The sequence below is a fragment of the Nocardiopsis sp. NPDC055824 genome, assembly GCF_053616335.1.
Window position 1 is genome coordinate 14,557 of record NZ_JBSHDN010000029.1, and the last position, 19,161, is coordinate 33,717.

Here is a 19,161-nt window from a genome sequence, read left to right on the forward strand (position 1 = left end):
CTCCGTCACGGCCGGGAGCCCCGGGGCCGCCGGACCGATCCGCCGGCCTCCCGTGTTGTGGCCGGATTCCGGCCGCAACCCCTCGTACCGTGCGAGGCGAACCGCGACCCCGCGGAACACGAGCACGAGGAGACACCTGATGCGCATCGCCGTGACCACCCCCACCGGCACCGTGGGCCGCCACGTCGTCAACGGCCTCGTCCGGGCCGGAGCGCGGCCGCTGCTGCTCATGCGCGACCCCGCCCGCCTTGCCCCGGCCCTCGCCGGCCTGGTGGAACCGGTCGCCGTGGACCAGGGCGACGAGGCCGCGGTCGTGGCCGCGACCGCGGGCGTCGACACCCTGTTCTGGGTCGATCCGCCCACCCGCACGGACGACCCGGTCGCCGCGTACGCCCGCTTCGGTGCGCACGCCGCGCGCGCCGTCACCGCCAACGGGATCCGCCGCGTCGTCTTCCTGAGCAGCGTGGGCGCGGAGCGCCGCTCGGGCGCGGGGGAGATCGACGGGCTGGCCCGCACCGAGCAGCTGCTGGACGACACCGGCGCGGACGTGGTGCACCTCAGGTGCGGCTTCTTCTTCAGCAACCTGCTGATGGAGCTGGACTCCATCCGGTCCGGCGCCATCCGGGTCGTGCTGCCGGTGGACCACCCGATGCCGTGGGTCGCGCCGCGCGACATCGCCGAGGTGGCCGTGGGCCGACTCCTCAACCCCGGGTGGGCCGGCCGGGTCGTCCAGGCCGTGCACGGCCCCGCCGACCTGTCCTGGGAGCAGGCCGCGGCGGTCGTCGCCGACGTCACCGGCCGTCCCGTGCGGGCGGAGCGCATCGCCGACGAGCGGATGCGCGACACCCTCGCGGGGGCGGGCCTGGGCCCCGGCCTGGTCGAGGCGGTGATGGGCATGTCCACCGGGCTGCGCGACGGCTTCAGGCCGGAGCAGTCGCGCACCGCGGCGACCACGACGCCGACCACCCTGGCCGCGTGGTGCCAGGACGAGCTGCGCCCCCTCCTCTGAGGGGCCGTCCCGGGCGCGCCCCCGAAGGACGGCGGAGGTGCGCCCGGAGGCCGTTCCCACCCACGGCGGAACGGCCTCCGCAAGGGCGGCCGTCCCGGGCGTGCCCGGAGGCCGCGCGTGTCCGCCCGCCCGGGCCGCCCGCCGACGCGGGCGGCCCGGGGGGGCGGGTGCTACGCCTGCGCGGTGCCGCACCAGTCGGCGATGAACAGGGCGATGCTCTTGGTGATCCGCCGGACGGACTCCACCTCCACGCGCTCGTCGAACCCGTGGATGGCCTCGGAGACGGGACCGTAGACGAGGGTGGGGATGTCGCCGTAGAGCGTGAAGACGCGGCCGTCCAGGTAGCCGGGGGTCGTGAAGCTCCGGAGCTCGGACCCGAACACCCGCTCGTGGGACCGGGCGAGCACGGCCTCGGCCTCACTGCCCTCCTCCAGGACGTAGCCCTCGGCGTAGAACCCGGTCCGGGTGGCCACGGCGGAGATCGGGTGGCCCTGGGCGTCGGACGTGACGGACTCCAGCGCGCCGGTCAGCTCCTCCCACGCCTGGTCGGCGGTGACGCCCGGGTAGAGGGCGGCCCGCACCTCGATCTCGCACCAGGCGGGCACGCTGGACGGCCAGTCGCCGCCCCTGATCGTGCCCAGGTTGAAGTTGATCGGGTGGTCGAGGTCCTCGAAGTGGCGGTGGGAGCCCCGTTCGGCGTTCCACCGCTCCTCCACGCGGCGCAGCTCGCCCATCACGTGGTGGGCGGCGTCGATGGCGTTGAAACCGGAGCTCATCTCGCGCGGGTGCGTGGGGACGCCCGCCACGCGGACCGTGAACCAGATGACCCCCGTGTTCGCGCGGACGAGCATGTCCTCCTCGGGCTCGGGGATGACGACGGCGTCCGCCGTGTACCCGCGCATGAGCGCGGACAGCGACCCGTTGCCCGTGCACTCCTCCTCGACCACCGACTGGAAGTGGATGGGCGCGGCGGGGGAGAGGCCCGCGGCGCGGACCGCGTCGAACGCGAACAGGTTGGCGACCAGGCCCGCCTTCATGTCCCCGCTGCCCCGGCCGTGGAGCCAGCCGTCGATGACGGGGGCGTCCCACGGGGAGCGCGACCACGCCTCCTCCGGGCCCTCGGGGACGACGTCCACGTGCCCGTTGAGGATGAGGGACCGCCCCGTGTGCTCGGTCGGCCGGTAGGTGCCGACCACGTTCGTCACGCCCTCGTAGGAGACCGTGCTCGGCCCGTAGCCCACGTGCTCGGAGAGCTGTGCGGCGTCCAGCTCCCACCGGTCCATCGCGAAGCCGCGCCGCTCCATCTCGGCGTACAGCAGGTCCTGGGCGGAGCCCTCGCGGGTGCGCAGGGACGGGTGGCGGACCAGTTCGGCCGTCAGCTCCAGCTGGGCGTCGAAGGCCGCGTCGACCGCGTCGCAGATCCTGCGGGCATCGTCGGCGTGCATGGGGTGGTTCCTCTCGTTCGGGGCGGTGCGGTTCAGGAGACGATGGACTTGTCGGTGATGCGCAGGCGCTCCCCGTAGGCGCCGCCGACCGCCGAGAGGAGCGCGATCACGACGAGGATGAGCGCGGCGGACCAGGAGGCGTTGCCGGAGGCGGCGAGGAAGGCGGTGGCGATCAGGGGCAGGAACCCGGTCAGCGCCCCCGCGAGGTTGTAGCCCAGGGAGACCCCGCTGTAGCGCAGGTGCGGCGGGAACAGGTCGGTGAGCAGGGCGCCGGTGACGGCGTAGGCGATGGTGACCAGGGCGATGCCGGCCGTGACCGCGAGGACGATGGCCAGGGGGTCCCGCGTGTCGATGAGCCAGAACAGCGGGAAGGCCGCGGCGGCGGTCGCCAGCGAGCCCGCCACGGTCATGCGGCCCGGTCCGAAGCGCTCGGCCAGGCGCCCGGCGAACACGGTGACGACGATCTGGAGGGCGGCGGCGACCAGGGTGGCGTTGACCATGACGCTCCGGTCGACGCCCAGGGTGTTGGTGCCGTAGCTGACCACGAACGTGGTGATCATGTAGAACCCGCCGACGCCCAGCATGGCCGCGGCGACGGCGACCAGCAGACGGCCGCCCGCCTGGCGGAAGACGTCCAGGGCGGGGATCCTGGAGCGCTCCTCCTGCTCGACGAGGTCCTGGAAGATGGGCGACTCCTCGACCTTGAGGCGGATGTACAGGGCGATGCCCAGGAGCGGGAACGCGGCGAGGAACGGCAGGCGCCACCCCCAGGCGTCGAAGGCCTCGCCGGGCAGCATCAGGACGAGGGCGAACGCGCCGGAGGACACGAGCGTGCCCACGGGGGAGCCGACCTGCACCAGGGCGGCGAACCGGCCCCGGGTCTCGATCGGGGCGTGCTCGACGGCGATGGTCACGGCGCCGCCCCACTCCCCGCCCACGGCCAGGCCCTGGAGGAGCCGCAGCACGGTGAGCATGACGGGCGCCGCCAGGCCGATGGAGCCGAAGTCGGGCAGCAGGCCGATCAGGCCGGTGGCGCAGCCGATCATGACGATCGTCGTGAGCAGGGCCGGCCGCCTGCCGAAGCGGTCGCCCATGTACCCGAAGAGCAGGGCGCCCAGGGGGCGCGCGGCGAACCCGACCCCGAAGGTGGCGAACGCGGCGAGCGTGGCCGCGGTGCTGTCCAGCTCCGTGAAGAACAGCCGGTTGAACACCAGGGCGGCGGCGGTGCCGAAGAGGAAGTAGTCGTACCACTCCAGCGCGGTGCCGACGAACGCCGCCCAGGCGATGCGGGAGGCGTCCGCTCCGGAGACGGTCTTCGTTCCGCCGGGGGGTTGTGCTGGGGAGTCCATTGGGGGCCTTTCGTTCGGCGGTGCTCTGCTCGGCACCCCTCGTCGGTTCACCGGATGTGCCGTCCCCCAACGGGAGGGGCGCACGGGGAGCGGGGGCGGCGTCGCGCCGCCCCCGCTGGTAGTCCATGATCAGGGGGATCGGGTGACCTGGACAATGGTCATCCCCAACCGCCTCGCGCGTTCGACTGTGCGAACACACAACGAGGAGAGTCCCCGTGTCCTGGTCCGAAGAAGGCTCCCCCGGGGCCGTGGCCCTGCGCGCGTGCCTGCGCGAGGTCGACGCCCTCGCCCGCGCCTACCTCCTGGAGGTGCGCGGGGTGACCGGGTACCCGGAGGCGGCGATCGCCGACGAGGAGCTGCTGGCCACCGCGCGCGAGTCCCTGGAGTACCTCCTCCGGCTGGTGGCCGGACTGCCCGTGACCTCGGACCGGCGCTCCCTGTCCCGGGAGGTGGGCCGGCGCCGCGCCCGCCAGGGCATCCCGCTGGAGTCCCTGCTGCGCGCGGTGCGGATGGACTTCCGGTTCATCTGGAACGCGTTGCGCGAGCACGTGTCCGACGAGGACCTGGTGGCGTTCAGCGACGGGGTGCTCCCGATCTGGGACGCGGTGGAGCTCCACCTCACCGACGTCCACTCCGGGTACCTCGCGGAGCTGACCGCGATGCGCAGGCAGGCCGAGCACGAGAGGGTCTTCCTGCTGCGCAGCCTGTTCGAGGCGGAGCGGCAGGACCCCCACCTGGTCCGGCAGGTCGCACGGGCCCTGGACGCGGACGCCCGGGACCTGTTCGCCGTCGCGGTCGCGGCGCCCGGCCGCGAGGCCGAGCTGCGGGCGGCGGCCGCCGGCGCGGGGGCGGACGACATGCTCGTGGACCTGGACAGCGAGGTCCTGGCCCTCCTGAGGTGCGCCGACCCGGGCGGCGCGCCCCCCGAGTGGCTGCTCGGCCTGCCCGTGGGGCTCGCGCCCACCGCCCGCGGCGTCGCCGAGATCCCCCGCATGCGCCGTGTCGCCGCCAGGCTCGCGAGGGCGGTGCGACCGGGGGACGGGCGCGCCCTGCGGGTGCGCTCGGACTGGCCCGCCGTCGTCGTCCGCGAGCTCGGCGACGTGGCGGAGGTCCTGGCGGAGGAGGTCCTCGCCCCGCTCGACGGGCTTCCGGAGAGGGAGCGGTCGGCCCTGGTCGAGACGGCCCTGGCGGTGCTGGAGCGGGGGTCGGTCAGCGAGGCGGCGCACGTGCTGTACTGCCACCGCAACACGGTCCTGAACCGCCTGCGCCGGTTCGAGGAGCTGACCGGCAGGAACCCCGCGCGTCCGGGCGACGGCGCGCTCGTCCTGCTGTCCCTGGAGGCGGCGCGCGGACGCGGGGCCGAGGCGGACCCGCCCTCCTGATGCCCGGCCGGGGACCCGGTCGGGCCGGCGCCGTCAGGGCCGGCCGGGCGGGTGCTCCGGTGCGAACAGGACCAGGGCGCGCGCCGCCTCACGGGGGACCGTGAGGTCCAGCCCCGTCACCTCGCGGAAGGCCTGGAGCCTGTTCACCACCGTGTTGCGGTGGCAGTACAGCGACGCCGCGGTGTTCTTGACCGAGCCCGTGGCCGTGTAGTGGGAGAGCGTCTCCATGAGCCTCGCCCTGGGCCCGGGCGGCAGCCGGGCCAGGCGCGCCGCGGCGCCGCCCCCGAACCCCGGCAGCACGCGGCGCACCTGGTCGCCCGCCACCGCGAACCACACGTCGTCCTCCCGGACCAGGCCGCCGCGCTCCCCGGCGTAGCGGGACAGGACCCTGGCCGCCCCGACGGCGGCGGGGACCGCGGCCAGCCCGGCCGCGTCGGCCACCAGGCCGCCCGCCACCCCCTCCAGGGAGGCCGCCCACCCGGGCCCGCCGACCTCCCTCACCAGTGCGATCCCGTCGTCGAACTCCCAGCTCAGGTGGCGTCCCCGCTCGCGCTCCCGGGTGATGCGGCCCTGCGCCCCGCCCCGGGCCGCGGAGGGCGCGGCCACGAAGGCGACCTCGAACCGGCCGTGCTCGGGCAGGCCGAGCACGGCCGCCACCTCCGAGGCGACCTCCGCCGACCGCTCCCCGGAGTTGAGCAGGCGGGAGAAGGCCTGCGCCGTCACGGCGCGCGAGTCCCGGGCCAGGACGGCCCGCTCCTCCAGGAAGGCGGCCTGCACGTCGCTGATGTACTCCTCCACCGTCGTCAGGATCTCCTCGGCGTGCAGCACCAGGACCTCCGACGACCCGGGGCCGCCCGCCCGCACCAGCCCCGCCCAGATCACGCGGAAGTCGAGCCGGACCGCCTCCAGCAGCTTCTCCCTGGGGACCCCCTGGCGCGCCCGGCGCACGCCGAGCCGCTCCGGCAGGCCGCGCAGGCGGGCGGGCAGCGGGGCGCCCGCGATCCGGCGGATCAGCATGTCGAGGGTGTCGGAGGCGGTCCTGCGCAGGTCGTCCTCGGGGACCGCGCCGCCGGTGTAGCCGCCGAGGTCCCCCAGCCGCCGCAGGAAGTCGTCCACGAGGTTCTCGCGGTCCTCGGCGAGGAGTTCGAGCATCCGCGCCCACGTCGGGGGGCCGGGCGCGGTGTGCGCGGGGCCGGGTTCGGCGGTCATCGGGCCCTCCGAAAACGTCATCTGGGCGATACATGGGAGAAATGCCAGGGGTCGGCGCCGGTGGGGGCGTGCCGGGAGTTCGCAAACCCCCCTCCACCTGGGCCTCTTCTGCTCGGTCGGCGGTTTCCCCCGCAAAAGGACCGTGGGCCCGTGTGCATTTACACAGTCTGGCGGGGAAATCGTGTGTGAATGCCGATTGAGCTCCGACCTGCGGCGCACCGAGTATGAGCCGAGACACACCGCGCTGTTTCCACAGCTCAACCGGAGACCTCCATGACCGCAAGCCCCACACCCCCCGTCGGCGCCGACCCCGCGGCAGCGGGCCGGGACCGCCTCGCGCCCGCGAAGATGAAGAGGATCGCGACCGCCAGCGTCATCGGCACCACCGTCGAGTGGTACGACCTCTTCCTGTTCGGCACCGCCTCCGCCCTCGTCTTCAACCAGGTCTTCTTCCCCGACCTCGACGGCGCGGTCGGCACCATCCTCGCCTTCCTGACCTTCGCGTCCGCCTACGTGGCGCGCACGGTCGGCGCGGTCCTCTTCGGCCACTTCGGCGACCGCCTCGGCCGCAAGTCGATGCTGCTCGTCTCCCTCATCACGATGGGCGCCGCGACCGTCGCCATCGGCCTGGTCCCCGACTACCGGGCCATCGGCGTCGCCGCCCCGCTGCTCCTGCTCACCCTCCGCCTCGTCCAGGGCCTGGCCCTGGGCGGCGAGTGGGGCGGCGCGGTCCTGATGACGGTGGAGCACGCGCCCCCGCACAAGCGGGGCTGGTTCGGCTCGCTCGTCCAGGTCGGCGTCCCGGCGGGAACCCTCATCGCCAACCTCGCCTTCCTCGGCGTCCTGGCCGCCGTCGACCACGACGCCCTGCTGACGTGGGGCTGGCGCGTGCCGTTCCTGCTGTCCGCCCTCCTCGTCGGCGTCGGCATCTACATCCGGCTCAACATCGAGGAGACCCCCAGCTTCCAGCAGGTCAAGGACCAGGGCGCCAAGGCGAAGCTCCCGTTCGCCCACCTGATGCGTCACTACTGGAAGCAGGTCCTCCTTGGCGGCGTGGCCACCCTGTCCACCGGTTCCACCTTCACGCTCCTGGTCACCTCCGGCGTCAACTACGGCACCGCCGAACTGGGGCACTCCGAGGACCTCATGCTGTGGGCGGTCCTGGTGGCCTGCACCCTGGCCTTCGTGGCCATCCCCGCCTTCGGGCGCCTCTCCGACCGCGTGGGGCGCAAGCCCGTGATCCTGGCCGGTGTGGCGGCCGAGGCCCTGCTGGCGTTCCCGTTCTTCTGGATGCTCGACACCGGCTCGGCCGCGCTCGTCTTCGCCGCCTACGCCCTGATGATGGTCGCCTTCTCCGCCAACTACGGCCCGATCGCCACCTTCCTCGCGGAGCAGTTCGGCTCCCGGATCCGCTACTCCGGCCTGTCCGTGGCGTACATGCTGTCCGGCCTCCTCGGCTCCGCGATCACGCCCGCCGTCACCGTCGGGCTGCTCTCGCTCACCGGGCAGAGCTCGTCGATCGCCTGGTACATCCTCGGCGCCTCCCTGCTGTCCCTCGTGGCGCTCCTGCTCCTGAAGTCCGTCGCAGGCGAGGACTTCGACGCCGCCGACGCCACCGGGGCGGACGGGACCGCGGGGACGGAGGTGCGGGCGTGACCCCCCGCAGACTCGGCGCGGTCGACGGACTCGCCGCACCCGTGGGCGCGTTCTCCCACGCGGTCGTCGCCAACGGCTTCGTGTACACCTCCGGGCAGCTGCCCTCCGACGAGCACGGCGCGACCCCCGCCACGTTCGAGGAGCAGCTCACGCGCACCCTCGACAACCTCCGCACCGTCCTGGAGGCGGCCGGGAGCTCCCTCGCCCACGTCGTCAAGGTCAACGGCTACCTCACCGACCCCGGCCACCTGGAGACCTACAACCGGGTCTACCGGGCGGCGTTCGGCGACGCGCTTCCCGCGCGCACGACCGTCTGCGTGTCCCTGTGGGGAGTCGCGCTGGAGATCGACTGCGTCGCGGTCCTCGCCGACCGCCCCGGCGGGGGGACCGGTGCCGCCGATGCCTGACACCGGACCCGACACCGCCGCGCTCCTGCGGGCGCTGGCCGGGGTGGAGCTGCCCACCCTCGGCCACGTCCTGGAGGAGGGGTTCTGCGACCCCGCCGTGCGCACCGTCACCCCGGGCGCCCCGCGCATGGGCGGTGAGGCGCTCACCGTCCACCTCGCCGAACCCGACGCCCTCGCGGTCAACCGCGCCCTCGTCCGGCTGCCCCGGGGCGGCGTCCTCGTCGTCGGGGTCGACGGCGGGGCGCACGCGCCCATCGGCGCCGTCACCGCCGCCGCGGTCGCCGCCCGCGGCGGCGCGGGGATCGTCGTGGACGGCCCCGTCACCGACCTCGCGGCGCTCAGGGACAGCGGTCTCCCCGTCTACGCGCGGGGCTCCACCTGCCGCACCACCAAGCGCCTGGGCACCGCCACCGGGGCGGTGGGCGCCCCCGTGACCGTCGGCGGGGTGCGCGTGCGGACCGGCGACCTCGTCCTGGGAGACGAGAACGGGCTCCTCGTGGTCGACCCGCGCACCTTCGACCGGTCCCTGGTCGAGGGCGCCCTGCGCTCCGACCGGGACGAGCCCGGCCTCGTGGCCCGCATCCGCGCGGGGGAACCCCTCACCGGCCTCCTCGCGCTCTGACCCGCCCCACCGGGGAGTCCGACGGCCTCCCCGCGCCCCGAACCGCCCCACCAGGAAGAAGGCACCGCCCCTCATGTCCACCACCGACCCCGCCCGCCCGCGCTCGGCGGGCCACCTCGTCGTCGCCCAGCTCGAACGCGAGGGGGTCCAGCGCGTCTACGGGGTACCGGGGGAGTCCTACCTCGACGTGCTCGACGGCCTGCACGACTCCTCCGTCACCACCGTGGTCACCCGCCACGAGGGCGGCGCCGGGTTCATGGCCCTGGCCGAGGGCCGGCTCACCGGCCTCCCGGGCGTCGCCATGGTCACCCGCGGGCCGGGCGCGGCGAACGCGTTCATCGCCGTGCACACCGCCCACCAGGACGCCACGCCGCTCGTGCTGTTCGTCGGGCTGATCCCCGTCGCCGACCGGGGGCGGGAGGCGTTCCAGGAGTTCGACCTCACCGCGTGGTTCGGCAGCACCGCCAAGGCCGTGGTCACCCTGGACGACCCGGCCGCGGCGGCCCGGGTGGTCTCCGACGCCGTGCGCCTCGCGCGCTCGGGCCGCCCCGGGCCGGTCGTGGTCGGCCTGCCCGAGGACGTGATCCGGCTCTCCGCCGGGGGAGCGGACACGGTGGAGCCCCGCGCGCTGCCGTCCGGCCGCCCGGACGCCGACGCGCTCGCCCGGGCCCTCGCCCGCGTCGACCGGGCCGAGCGGCCCGTCGTCGTCGTGGGCGGCGAGAACTGGACCGACGCGGACGGCGCGGCGCTGGCCGCCTGGGCCGCCGCCCGCGACATCCCGGTGCTCGCCGACTTCCGCGCCTACGACGCCGTGCCCCACCGGCTGGACGGCGCCGACAGCCCCTACGCGGGCTCGCTCGGCTACGGCCGCTCCGACGCCGCGGCCGCACTCCTCGACGACGCCGACCTCGCCCTCTTCGTCGGCGCCTGCCGCACCGACGTGCTCAGCGACGGCTACACCCGGGGCGGCCGGGCCGAGACCGTCGTCGTCCTCCCCGGCGAACCCCTCGGACACAGCGGGCGACTGGACCAGCACCTCGTCGCGGACCCCGCCGGGTTCGTCGCCGCCCTCGCCGAGGCCGGGGGCGCACCGGTCCGGCACGACCCCGGGCGCCTGGCCGGGGCCCGGGACGCCCACACCGCCTTCTCCACCCCGGTCGCGGCGGCCGACGACGGGGGCTTCGTCGACCTCACCGCCGCCATGGGCGTGCTGCGCGAGGAGCTCGACGACGACGCCGTCATCACCTACGGCGCGGGCAACCACGCGGTCTGGCCCGCCCGTTACCTGGAGCACCGGTCCGCCCGCTCCCTCCTGGCGCCCCGCAACGGCGCGATGGGGATGGGCATCCCGGCCGCCGTCGCCGCCTCCCTCGTGCAGCCCGGGCGCCAGGTGGTCTCCGTCGCCGGGGACGGGTGCTTCCTCATGAACGGCCAGGAGATCGCCACCGCGATCGGCTACGGTGCGGTGTTCACGGCGATCGTCGTCGACAACGGCGTCTTCGCGACCATCCGCGAACACCAGGAGCGGCACTACCCGGGGCGGCCCTCCGGCACCCACCTCACCAACCCCGACTTCGCCGCACTGGCACGCTCCTACGGCGGGTACGGGGAGACCGTGACCGCCACCGCCGACTTCCGGGGCGCCCTGCGCCGGGCCCTGGAGAGCGGGCTCCCCGCGGTCCTGCACGTCAGGCAGGACCCCGCGGTCCGCGCCCCCGGCGCCTCCTGACCCGGGGCCGGCGCCCCGCACCGACACCACCCACCCGTGCCCGACGAGCAGAGGAACGAGGCCATGACCTCCAGCCCGCCCCGACCGCCGCGCGACCCCGCGGCCGACGACGCCCGCTTCCTGCGGGACTTCGAGACCATGAGCTCCTTCGGCGCCACCCCCTCGGGCGGCGTCGACCGCCAGGCGGCGAGCGAGGCCGACAACGCCCAGCGCCGCTGGTTCGCGGGCCTGCTGGAGGAGAACGGGCTGCGCGTCGTCTACGACCGCGTCGGCAACCAGTTCGGACTCCTGGAGCGCGTGCCCGGCGCCCCCTACGTCGTGGTCGGGTCCCACATGGACTCGCAGCCCACCGCCGGGCGCTACGACGGCGCCTACGGGGTCCTGGCCGCGGCCCACGCCGTCTTCCGCATCGCCGCCGAGGACGGTGCGGAGGCGCCCCCCGTCCACAACCTGGCCGTGGTCAACTGGTTCAACGAGGAGGGCTCCCGGTTCACGCCGTCCATGATGGGCAGCGCCGTCTACACCGGCAAGCTGCCGCTGGAGACCGCCCTCGCCGCGAGCGACAGCTCGGGCACCACGGTCGCCGAGGCCCTGGCCCCCACCGGGTTCCTCGGTGACGGCGACGGGCCGGAGGCCGTCCTGTGCGCCGAGATCCACATCGAGCAGGGGCGCCTCCTGGAGAACTCCGGCACCACCATCGGCCTGGTCGGCGCCAGCTGGGCGGCGAGCAAGTACGAGATCACCGTCCACGGCGAACAGGCCCACTCCGGCGCCACCGCCATGGAGGACCGCCGCGACGCGCTCGTGGGCGCGTCCATGCTCGTCGTCGCCGCGCGCGAGCTCGCCGACCGGTTCCCCGGCGTCCTGCACACCGCCGTCGGCCGCCTCGACGTGTACCCCAACTCCCCGGTCGTGGTGCCCTCCCGCGCCACGCTCCTGCTCGACCTCCGCTCGCCCGACGAGGCCGTCCTCGCCGAGGCCGACGAGCTCCTGCTCGCCGAGGTCGCCCGCGTCGAGGCGGCCGCGAACGTCACCGTCGAGCGCACGCTCTCGCACTCCTGGGGCGTCAACCCCTACCAGCCCGAGGGCGTCGAACTGGCCCGTGCCAGCGCCGAGCGGCTCGGCCTGCGCAGCGGTGAGATCATGACCGTCGCCGGGCACGACTCGATCAACATGAAGGAGCGCGTGCCCACCGTGATGCTCTTCGTCCCCTCGGCGGGCGGGGTCTCCCACAACGAGGGCGAGTACACCGAGGACGCCGACCTCCTCGCCGGACTGGAGGTGCTCACCGACGTGACCCGCCGCCTGGGCGCCGGAGAGCTGGAGAACGCCGCACCCCACGTTCCCGGAAGGAACCGAGCATGACCGAGTACGCCGTCACCGACCCCGCCACGGGACGCCTCGTCAGGAGGTTCCCGACCGCCACGGACGCGGAGGTCGACACCGCCGTCGAAGCCGCGGGGAGGGCCTTCCGGACCTGGCGCCTCCGCCCCGTCGCGGAGCGCGCCGCGTACCTGGCCGCGGCGGCGGAGCGCTACCGGGCCGACCGCGAGCGCCTGGCCGGGATCATCACCCGGGAGATGGGCAAGACCACGGCGGAGGCGCTCGGGGAGGTCGACCTGTGCGCCCGGATCTACGACTACTACGCGCAGAACGCCGCCGCGTTCACCGCCGACCGGGTCCTGGACGTGTCCCACGGGACCGCGACCGTGCGCACGGAGCCCATCGGCGCGCTGCTCGGGATCATGCCGTGGAACTACCCCCACTACCAGGTGGCGAGGTTCGCGGCGCCCAACATCGCGCTCGGCAACACCGTCCTGCTCAAGCACGCGCCGAGCTGCCCGGAGTCGGCCGGGGCCGTCGCCGGCCTGCTCGCCGACGCGGGCCTCCCCGAGGGCGTCTACACCAACCTGTACGCCACCGAGGCGCAGTGCGTCCGGATCATCGAGCACCCGGCGGTCCAGGGGGTCTCGCTCACCGGCTCGGAGCGGGCGGGGCGCGCCGTCGGCGAGGTCGCCGGGCGCGCGATGAAGAAGACCGTGCTGGAGCTGGGGGGTTCCGACCCGTTCATCGTCCTGCCCGACGCCGACCTGGGGCGCGCGGTCCGCGCCGCCGTGGCCGGGCGGATGGGCAACGCGGGCCAGGCGTGCACCGCGTCCAAGCGGTTCATCGTGCTGGACGAGGTGTACGACGCGTTCGTGGAGGGGTTCGTGGACGCGGTCGCGCGCCTGAGGGTCGGCGACCCCACCGAGGAGGGGGTGGACCTGGGGCCGCTGTCCTCGGAGGCCGCGGCCGTGCACGTCGCCGGCCAGGTGGCGGACGCGGTCGCCCACGGCGCCACCGTCCTCACCGGCGGGGGGCGCCCCGACCGCCCGGGCGCGTTCGTCGAGCCCACGGTGCTCACCGGGGTCGCCCCCGGCACCCGCGCCTACCGGGAGGAGATCTTCGGCCCGGTGGCCGTGGTCCACCGGGTCGCCACCGTCGACGAGGCCGTGGAGCTGGCCAACGACACCCCCTACGGCCTGGGCAGCGTCGTGTTCGGGGAGGACGAGGAGGCGGCCCTGGCCGTGGCCGACCGGCTCGACGTGGGCATGGTGTCGGTCAACGCGCCGTCGCGGACCCAGGCCGACCTGCCGTTCGGCGGGGTGAAGGCGTCCGGGGTGGGGCGCGAGCTGGGCGAGTACGGCATGGCCGAGTTCGTCAACCGCAAGCTCCTCCGCACGCGCTGAGCACGTCCGGCCCGCCCGGGGCCGTGCGCCCGTCCCGTGCGCCCCTCCCACGCGCGGCCCCGTGCGGGTCCGCCGGGGGAGCGCGGGGCCGCGGCGTCTCAGCCCCCGGACTCCCACCGCACCTCGCCGTCGGCGTCCCGGCGCGGGGCCGGGGCCATGCCCAGCCGTCGCGCCACCCCCGCCGAGGCTCCGTGGCGGGGGTGGACCCACGCCCCGAACCGGCGGACTCCGCGGGCGGACAGCCAGTCGCGCATCCCGAGGGCCGCCTCGGCGGCCAGGCCCCGCCCCTGGTGGGGGACGCCGACCGCCCACGCCAGGTCCGCAGCCGGGCCCGGCGCCCCGAGCACCACGGTGGCCTGCACGAACCCCGCAGGGCCGCTCCCGTCGCGGGGGCACAGGATCCAGTTGAACCACGACTCCTCCCCGCCGGGGGACCGCCCGGCCGACTGGAGCTCGTAGCGGCGCCGGAGGCCGTCCGCGGTCGGCGGTCCCCCGCCGGTGAACGCGTACAGCGCCGGATCGGCCAGCACGGGGAGCATCGGGCCCGCGTGGTCCGGCGTGAGGGGTTCCAGCACCATCCGCGCGGTCGTGATCTCCTCCGGCGCGGGCGGGGACCACGGTGCGGGGGCACGCCCTCCGGAGCCGGGCCCCTCCGACGGGCGGGGCGGGTCCTCCGCCGGTCGCGCGTCCGCCATGTCCGACCTCCTGTCCGCGGCCCCTCCGGGGCGGCCGGCGGGCGCCGGACGTGACGGAGCCTCCCCCTCCGGGGCCGTCCGCGTCAACCGGGTTCCGTGGTCGCAGGGGTCGGCCGCTGCCGGACAAAAGGAATCTACAATGTAAACCTCCGGCCTGTGTCGGATACCGGTCGGGGGGTGAGGGACCGGGGAGGACCGGTGGCGGGCCGTTCCGGGAGGGAGCCGGCCCGGGCTCCCCGGAACTCCCGGACCCGGACGGAACCGCGACGCGAGGGGCGGGCCTCACGGGACGGGCGCGGTCGGGGCGGGCGTGGGTCGTGGCGGAGCGGCTCCGAGCGGACGGGCCTCAGGGGACGGGACCGCCGCCCGCCCCCTCACGGGCGCAGGCCGCCCAGGACGGCACGGGCGATCGCGTCGTTCTGCCGGAAGAACCCGGCGTTGGTGCGCGGACGGGAGAACCCGCCCGCTCCCACGCCGCCGGCGACCAGCGCGCCCGCGCCGAACCGGGCCGGGTGCGGCGTCCCGTCGGCGCCGCGCAGCCGCTGGTCGGCCGGGTCGGCGTCGACGAGCCCGGTGCCGGGCCGCTCGCGGATCTCCCCGCGCTGGAGCAGGGCCAGCAGCAGCGGGTCGGTCGTCCGGGACAGCGAGGGTTCGGGCAGCCTGGCCTCCAGGAGTACGGAGGCCCCGACCGTCGCGTCCGTGCTGGAGGACCTGGCCAGGAAAAGGCCCTCGGGGGTGTCCACCTCCATGTCGGCGCCGACGAACCGCAGGACCCCCGCCCGGGCCAGCGCCAGGAGCTCCTCCAGCCGGGGGCCGGGCGGCCCGCTGGCCAGGTAGCTGAAGAACCCGGTGAACCGGGGCAGGTCCCGCGCCGCGGACTCCTGGGAGATCCGTCCGGAGCCGATCGCCTCGGAGATCACCGTGAACACCGACAGCAGCGCGAAGAAGACCGCCAGGTCCATGCTGTACCGCTGGTCGCGCCGCCGTTCGAGGTCGGCGCCGATGTAACCGTCCAGCCACGCGCCGAGCGCGTCGTGGTCGGCGAACCTGAGTCCCGCCAGCGGCCGGTCGATCCGCCCGGCGTCGAACCGGTCCCCGTCCTCGCGCACCGCCTCGGAGACCAGTTCCTTGAGCTGGGCCCCCGACCAGTCCAGGGAGTCCAGCCGCCGGACGAACTCCTCCGCGCCGACGTCCAGCCGCTCGGGGTGCGACAGCGCCAGTTCCCGGTAGTGGGCGTGGGCCAGCTCCCGCACGACGAGCGGCCACACGTCCTCCCGGAGGTCGAGGGGGTCGGGGCCGAGCGCGTCCAGGGCCCGCGTGCTCACGTGCCTCGGCAGTTCGGGGCGCGCCCCGGGCAGGTGGTAGCGGATCTTGGAATGGTAGGGCACCCCGCGCCGCGATCCGGTGTGGAGGACGGGCTCGGAGCCGGAGGGGGAGTAGCGCAGGGTCCCGTCCGGGTCCCTGCGGAAGACGCCGCCCCTCCCGGAGGTCAGCAGCACGACGGTGTCCACGAACGCCAGTCCCATGCCGCGCACCAGCGCGGGTTCGCCGGGCGGGACCGCGTCGAGGGAGATGTCGGCGGTGGAGGCGGTCGGTATGTGGACGAGGCCGTGCGCGGCGGCGTGCCGGGCGAGCTCGCGCTCCTCCTCGGTGGGGCCGGTGCCGGCGGAGCCCTGTGCCAGGACGACGGCGTCCGCGTCCAGGGTGTTCCCGGGAGCCGGCGGGCGGCCCGTGCCGGCGGTGCGGTCCGGGACCGGATACGGCGGGCGATCGAGGAACAGGCGCTGGCGCCCGTCGGCCAGGTCGCGCAGGTCCACCACCCGTGCGGCCACGGAGCGGACGGCCACCCTCCCCGGGGCCCGCTCGGCCACGTGGTGGAAGACCCAGGACAGGTACCGGCTCTGGAACCTGCGGGTGGCGAACCAGCCGGGATGGACCCGGCGGGCCTCGGCGAGGTCGGCCGCGTCGGCCGTGAACCCGGGCGGCCTGTGCAGGCGTCCCGCAGCGAGGTCCTCGGCCCACTCGGTCAGCGTCGGTCCGGGGACGACGGGCCCGGAGCACACCACCGACGCGTCGGTGAACATCGTGCAGTCGTTCGCCGTGGTGTTCATCCACAGCCGGGGCGACTGCGCGCGCCGCCAGATCCGGCCGCCGCCGGGCGGGTGAGGATCTACGACGCAAACCTCGAGCATCGTGTCGGGGAGGAGTTCGTGGACATTGGCGGTGATCCGTTCGAGGAGGGAGGTGGCCCTGGGGCCCGCGCCGACGAGCGCGATACGGAGCGGACGCCGGGGGAGCGCTGTGGTGGTCACCCCCATGAGGCTAATGCATACTAAATAGGTAGTAAATATCGGAAATGAAGGATTGTTCGCGGTCCGGGAGCGGAACCGCTACGCGAGGGGCGGGTGGGCCCCAGGGGACGGGCGCGACCGGGGAGGTCAGGGGTCGTGGCGGAGCGCTCCGAGCGGGCGGCCTCAGGGGACGGGTGCCGCCTCGACCCGGCGCAGCGTCTCCCGCCAGGGCTCGGGCACCGCGCCCGAGCAGACCACCTCGCGCGCCCCCAGGAACCCGGCCAGGTCGGCGACCGCGCCCGCGACACCCTCCGCGGCGTCCGCGACCTCCTCGGCGGAGGCCGGGTCCGGGGACGGGGCGGCCCCGGCGTCCGGGCCCGCCGCCCGGACCCCGGCCACGCCGGGCTCGGCGTACACGTTCTCCAGGTCCAGGACGCCGCGCCGCCTGTCGAACCTCGGCGCGATCCTGCCCACCAGCCGGTCGCCGTGCAGGACCGGCAGGACGTAGTAGCCGAACTCCCTCCGCGCCTTGGGCACGTACATCTCGGTGCGGAAGCGGAAACCCCACAGCAGCTCGGTCCGCTCGCGGTCGCAGAGCAGGTTGTCGAACGGGGACAGCAGCACGGTCCTGGGCCCCCACGCCTCCCCGCCCACGGTCTCCAGCAGCGGGAGGACGTCCGCGTGCACGAACCACGGCTCTCCCGGGTCGGCGCCCTCGACCCGGGCCCGCACCGCCCGGCCGTCCGCCACCAGCCGTTCGAGCGCCTCCGGCAGCGCGTCGTACCGGTCGCGGACGAAGTGGTTCGCGACGTCCCTCGCGCGTCCGGCGCCCAGGGCCCGCAGGGCGTGCTCGGCCGAGAGCGACACGATGTCCGCGTCCGGCAGCTCGGTCCGGTCGGTGCGCTCGGGCAGGCACCGTTCGGCCAGGTCCCACAGGCGCTTGCCGCCCTCCCGGCCCGCCACCATCACCCGTCCCTGGGTCCACAGCAGGTCGAGCATGCGCTCGACGTTGCGCCCCTTCGTCCATCCGCCCGACTCCCAGGGCAGCGCGGAGCGGTCCTCGAACCCGCCGACGGGCAGGGGCCCCTTGTCCTCCAGCCGCTGGAGGACGTGCTCGCGCAGTTCCGCGTTGGCCTCGACCCAGGCCACCAGCCGCCGTCCGTAGGCGGAGACGCCCCTCGGGTAGCGGCGCATCAGCCCCCGGTGCAGCGCGTAGTCCTCGGTCAGCACGATCGACGCCGCGTGGGCCCAGTACTCGAACAGCCAGCGCTCGTCCCACAGGAGGGCGTCGAGGTCGGCCCCGTCGAACCGGCCCACCCTGCTCCACAGGACCAGCAGGTGGCTCCGGGCGACCACCGCGACGGGGTCCAGCTGGAGGCAGCGCAGCGCGCGCAGGACCTCGCGCAGCCCGTCGGCGTCGGCGGCGGGCCGGGGACCGGCCAGCCTCTGGCGGGTGATCGCGAGGCGGCGGACGGTGCGGCGGTCCAGGTCGAGGGGGCGCACGGAGGCTCCTGGGGAGAGGGGGTGGAGGGCGGGACGGGCGCCTCGTGAGGCGCCGCGTCCCCGCCAGTGAACCGCGCGCCGACGACGTTTTGGGGCCGGGAGGGCGGTCGGCGCGCTGTACGGGCTCCGGGAGGGGGCGGGGGCGGTTCCTGTCGCGCCGGTCCCGGTGACCGCGTCAGAGCCGGGTGGGGAGCGGTCCGCCGTTCCACTCGACGGCGTCGGACAGCGCCGCCGTGAGGTCCATGGCGGTGCCGGTGAGGTCGGCGTGGGCGCGGTGCAGGTTCAGGGCGATGCGCTCGGCGTCGTCCCAGTCGCGGAACTCGCCCAGGTCGCAGGCGAGGGCGGTCTCCAGCGGTGTGTGCCCTCGGGCCACCCCGGCGCGCGCGGTCTCCAGGACGAACCGGTAGTAGCGCTCGTGGGCGCCCAGCACAGCGTCGAGCTCGGCGGCGCCGAACAGCGGCCCGTGTCCGGGGACCACGTGGTCGGGCGCGAAGGCGTGCAGCCACTCCAGGGAGCGCAGCGCGCCCTCCAGCGAGCCCATGAACACGAGCGGGGTGAGGCCGTGGAACACCAGGTCACCGGTGTACAGCACCCGCTCCTCCGGCAGCCACGCCACGACGTCGCCGGGGGTGTGCGCGGTGTACCCGGGGTGGAGCAGGTCCACGCGCCGCCGGCCGGTGTACACGGTCAGCCCCCGGTCGAGCACGATCGACGGGGCGCGCCTGCTGACCCCGCCCCAGTCGGGGGAGGGGGACCAGAACGGCGGGCAGGCGTCGAAGAACGGGTCGTGGAGCAGGGCCTCGCGCATGGCGGCCTGCCCGATGAGCGCGGTGGAGTCGGGCAGCAGGCTGTTGCCGTAGGCGTGGTCCCCGTGCTGGTGGGTGTTGACCGCCCACCGCACGGGGGCGCCGCCGGTGGCGCGTGCCAGGGCGCCGAGGAAGCGGCTGGTGCGGGCCTCGGTGGCGCAGGTGTCGACCACCAGGAGGCCGTCCTCACCGGCGACCGCGCCCGCGTTGTTCACCCACCAGGTGCCGTCGGGCTGGACCCACGCGTACACGCCCTCGACGATCTCGGTCAGGGCCGCGGCCTCGGGGCCGGCCGGTGCGTTCGAGCCCATGGTGGTGCTCTCCTCACG

General features: G+C 75.2%; 15 protein-coding genes. 8 read left to right on the top strand and 7 right to left on the bottom strand.

Going from position 1 to position 19,161, the window contains the following annotated elements; translation table 11 throughout:
• Nucleotides 1-139 precede the first annotated feature (139 nt).
• Nucleotides 140-1,009 (top strand): NAD(P)H-binding protein, encoded by an 870-nt coding sequence (locus tag ACWGL3_RS09280; protein WP_267945607.1) that lies wholly within the window; start codon nucleotides 140-142, stop codon nucleotides 1,007-1,009.
• Nucleotides 1,010-1,179: 170 nt separating this feature from the next.
• Here ACWGL3_RS09280 and ACWGL3_RS09285 read toward each other — a convergent pair whose 3' ends face one another.
• Both ACWGL3_RS09285 and ACWGL3_RS09290 read right to left on the bottom strand, forming a co-directional pair.
• Entirely contained in the window at nucleotides 1,180-2,454 is a 1,275-nt protein-coding gene (locus tag ACWGL3_RS09285; RefSeq protein ID WP_267945606.1) for an ArgE/DapE family deacylase, read from the bottom strand.
• A 32-nt stretch (nucleotides 2,455-2,486) separates the two neighbouring features.
• The gene (locus ACWGL3_RS09290; protein ID WP_267945605.1) at nucleotides 2,487-3,803 is read right to left on the bottom strand and encodes an MFS transporter; all 1,317 of its coding nucleotides are present in this window, start codon (nucleotides 3,801-3,803) and stop codon (nucleotides 2,487-2,489) included.
• 215 nt (nucleotides 3,804-4,018) lie between these two features.
• Between ACWGL3_RS09290 and ACWGL3_RS09295 the strand changes: the two genes are divergently transcribed.
• The gene (locus tag ACWGL3_RS09295) at nucleotides 4,019-5,185 is read left to right on the top strand and encodes a helix-turn-helix domain-containing protein (protein ID WP_267945604.1); all 1,167 of its coding nucleotides are present in this window, start codon (nucleotides 4,019-4,021) and stop codon (nucleotides 5,183-5,185) included.
• Nucleotides 5,186-5,218: 33 nt separating this feature from the next.
• On the opposite strand, the gene ACWGL3_RS09300 is transcribed toward ACWGL3_RS09295, so the two are convergent.
• Nucleotides 5,219-6,394: a helix-turn-helix domain-containing protein gene (locus ACWGL3_RS09300; protein WP_452461134.1), complete on the bottom strand. Its 1,176-nt coding sequence runs from the start codon at nucleotides 6,392-6,394 to the stop codon at nucleotides 5,219-5,221.
• Between the two features lie 273 nt (nucleotides 6,395-6,667).
• Here ACWGL3_RS09300 and ACWGL3_RS09305 point away from each other — a divergent pair, with 273 nt between their 5' ends.
• From ACWGL3_RS09305 to ACWGL3_RS09330, 6 genes are all read left to right on the top strand, one after another.
• Complete coding sequence (locus ACWGL3_RS09305; RefSeq protein WP_267945602.1) at nucleotides 6,668-8,050, top strand: MFS transporter; 1,383 nt, start codon at nucleotides 6,668-6,670, stop codon at nucleotides 8,048-8,050.
• Complete coding sequence (locus tag ACWGL3_RS09310) at nucleotides 8,047-8,457, top strand: RidA family protein (protein WP_267945601.1); 411 nt, start codon at nucleotides 8,047-8,049, stop codon at nucleotides 8,455-8,457. The genes ACWGL3_RS09305 and ACWGL3_RS09310 overlap by 4 nt, the downstream gene beginning before the upstream one ends.
• Nucleotides 8,450-9,079 carry an RraA family protein gene (locus ACWGL3_RS09315; protein ID WP_267945600.1) on the top strand — a complete coding sequence of 210 codons (630 nt, stop codon included), beginning with the start codon at nucleotides 8,450-8,452 and terminating at the stop codon, nucleotides 9,077-9,079. The genes ACWGL3_RS09310 and ACWGL3_RS09315 overlap by 8 nt, the downstream gene beginning before the upstream one ends.
• Nucleotides 9,080-9,152: 73 nt before the next feature.
• A complete protein-coding gene (locus ACWGL3_RS09320; protein WP_267945599.1) occupies nucleotides 9,153-10,808 on the top strand; it encodes a thiamine pyrophosphate-dependent enzyme in 1,656 nt (551 codons plus the stop codon).
• 63 nt (nucleotides 10,809-10,871) lie between these two features.
• Nucleotides 10,872-12,173, top strand: coding sequence for a M20 family metallo-hydrolase (locus tag ACWGL3_RS09325; protein WP_267950439.1), 1,302 nt, complete (start codon nucleotides 10,872-10,874; stop codon nucleotides 12,171-12,173).
• Entirely contained in the window at nucleotides 12,170-13,537 is a 1,368-nt protein-coding gene (locus tag ACWGL3_RS09330) for an NAD-dependent succinate-semialdehyde dehydrogenase (RefSeq protein ID WP_267945598.1), read from the top strand. Before ACWGL3_RS09325 ends, ACWGL3_RS09330 begins: the two co-directional genes overlap by 4 nt.
• A 98-nt stretch (nucleotides 13,538-13,635) precedes the next feature.
• Here ACWGL3_RS09330 and ACWGL3_RS09335 read toward each other — a convergent pair whose 3' ends face one another.
• From ACWGL3_RS09335 to ACWGL3_RS09350, 4 genes are all read right to left on the bottom strand, one after another.
• Complete coding sequence (locus ACWGL3_RS09335; protein WP_267945597.1) at nucleotides 13,636-14,232, bottom strand: GNAT family N-acetyltransferase; 597 nt, start codon at nucleotides 14,230-14,232, stop codon at nucleotides 13,636-13,638.
• Between the two features lie 374 nt (nucleotides 14,233-14,606).
• Nucleotides 14,607-16,544: an FAD/NAD(P)-binding protein gene (locus ACWGL3_RS09340; RefSeq protein WP_452461135.1), complete on the bottom strand. Its 1,938-nt coding sequence runs from the start codon at nucleotides 16,542-16,544 to the stop codon at nucleotides 14,607-14,609.
• Nucleotides 16,545-16,706: 162 nt separating this feature from the next.
• On the bottom strand, nucleotides 16,707-18,026 hold the full coding sequence (locus ACWGL3_RS09345; protein ID WP_452461136.1) for a winged helix-turn-helix domain-containing protein: 1,320 nt from the start codon (nucleotides 18,024-18,026) through the stop codon (nucleotides 16,707-16,709).
• Between the two features lie 175 nt (nucleotides 18,027-18,201).
• Complete coding sequence (locus ACWGL3_RS09350; RefSeq protein WP_344182572.1) at nucleotides 18,202-19,143, bottom strand: MBL fold metallo-hydrolase; 942 nt, start codon at nucleotides 19,141-19,143, stop codon at nucleotides 18,202-18,204.
• Nucleotides 19,144-19,161: the final 18 nt, after the last annotated feature.

Bases quoted from the DNA above. Each gene is read 5' to 3' on its own strand.
- ACWGL3_RS09325 (WP_267950439.1), top strand. From the start codon at position 10,872: ATGACCTCCAGCCCGCCCCGACCGCCGCGCGACCCCGCGGCCGACGAC.
- ACWGL3_RS09335 (WP_267945597.1), bottom strand. From the start codon at position 14,232: ATGGCGGACGCGCGACCGGCGGAGGACCCGCCCCGCCCGTCGGAGGGG.
- ACWGL3_RS09300 (WP_452461134.1), bottom strand. From the start codon at position 6,394: ATGACCGCCGAACCCGGCCCCGCGCACACCGCGCCCGGCCCCCCGACG.
- ACWGL3_RS09280 (WP_267945607.1), top strand. From the start codon at position 140: ATGCGCATCGCCGTGACCACCCCCACCGGCACCGTGGGCCGCCACGTC.
- ACWGL3_RS09320 (WP_267945599.1), top strand. From the start codon at position 9,153: ATGTCCACCACCGACCCCGCCCGCCCGCGCTCGGCGGGCCACCTCGTC.
- ACWGL3_RS09285 (WP_267945606.1), bottom strand. From the start codon at position 2,454: ATGCACGCCGACGATGCCCGCAGGATCTGCGACGCGGTCGACGCGGCC.
- ACWGL3_RS09305 (WP_267945602.1), top strand. From the start codon at position 6,668: ATGACCGCAAGCCCCACACCCCCCGTCGGCGCCGACCCCGCGGCAGCG.
- ACWGL3_RS09350 (WP_344182572.1), bottom strand. From the start codon at position 19,143: ATGGGCTCGAACGCACCGGCCGGCCCCGAGGCCGCGGCCCTGACCGAG.
- ACWGL3_RS09330 (WP_267945598.1), top strand. From the start codon at position 12,170: ATGACCGAGTACGCCGTCACCGACCCCGCCACGGGACGCCTCGTCAGG.
- ACWGL3_RS09315 (WP_267945600.1), top strand. From the start codon at position 8,450: ATGCCTGACACCGGACCCGACACCGCCGCGCTCCTGCGGGCGCTGGCC.
- ACWGL3_RS09290 (WP_267945605.1), bottom strand. From the start codon at position 3,803: ATGGACTCCCCAGCACAACCCCCCGGCGGAACGAAGACCGTCTCCGGA.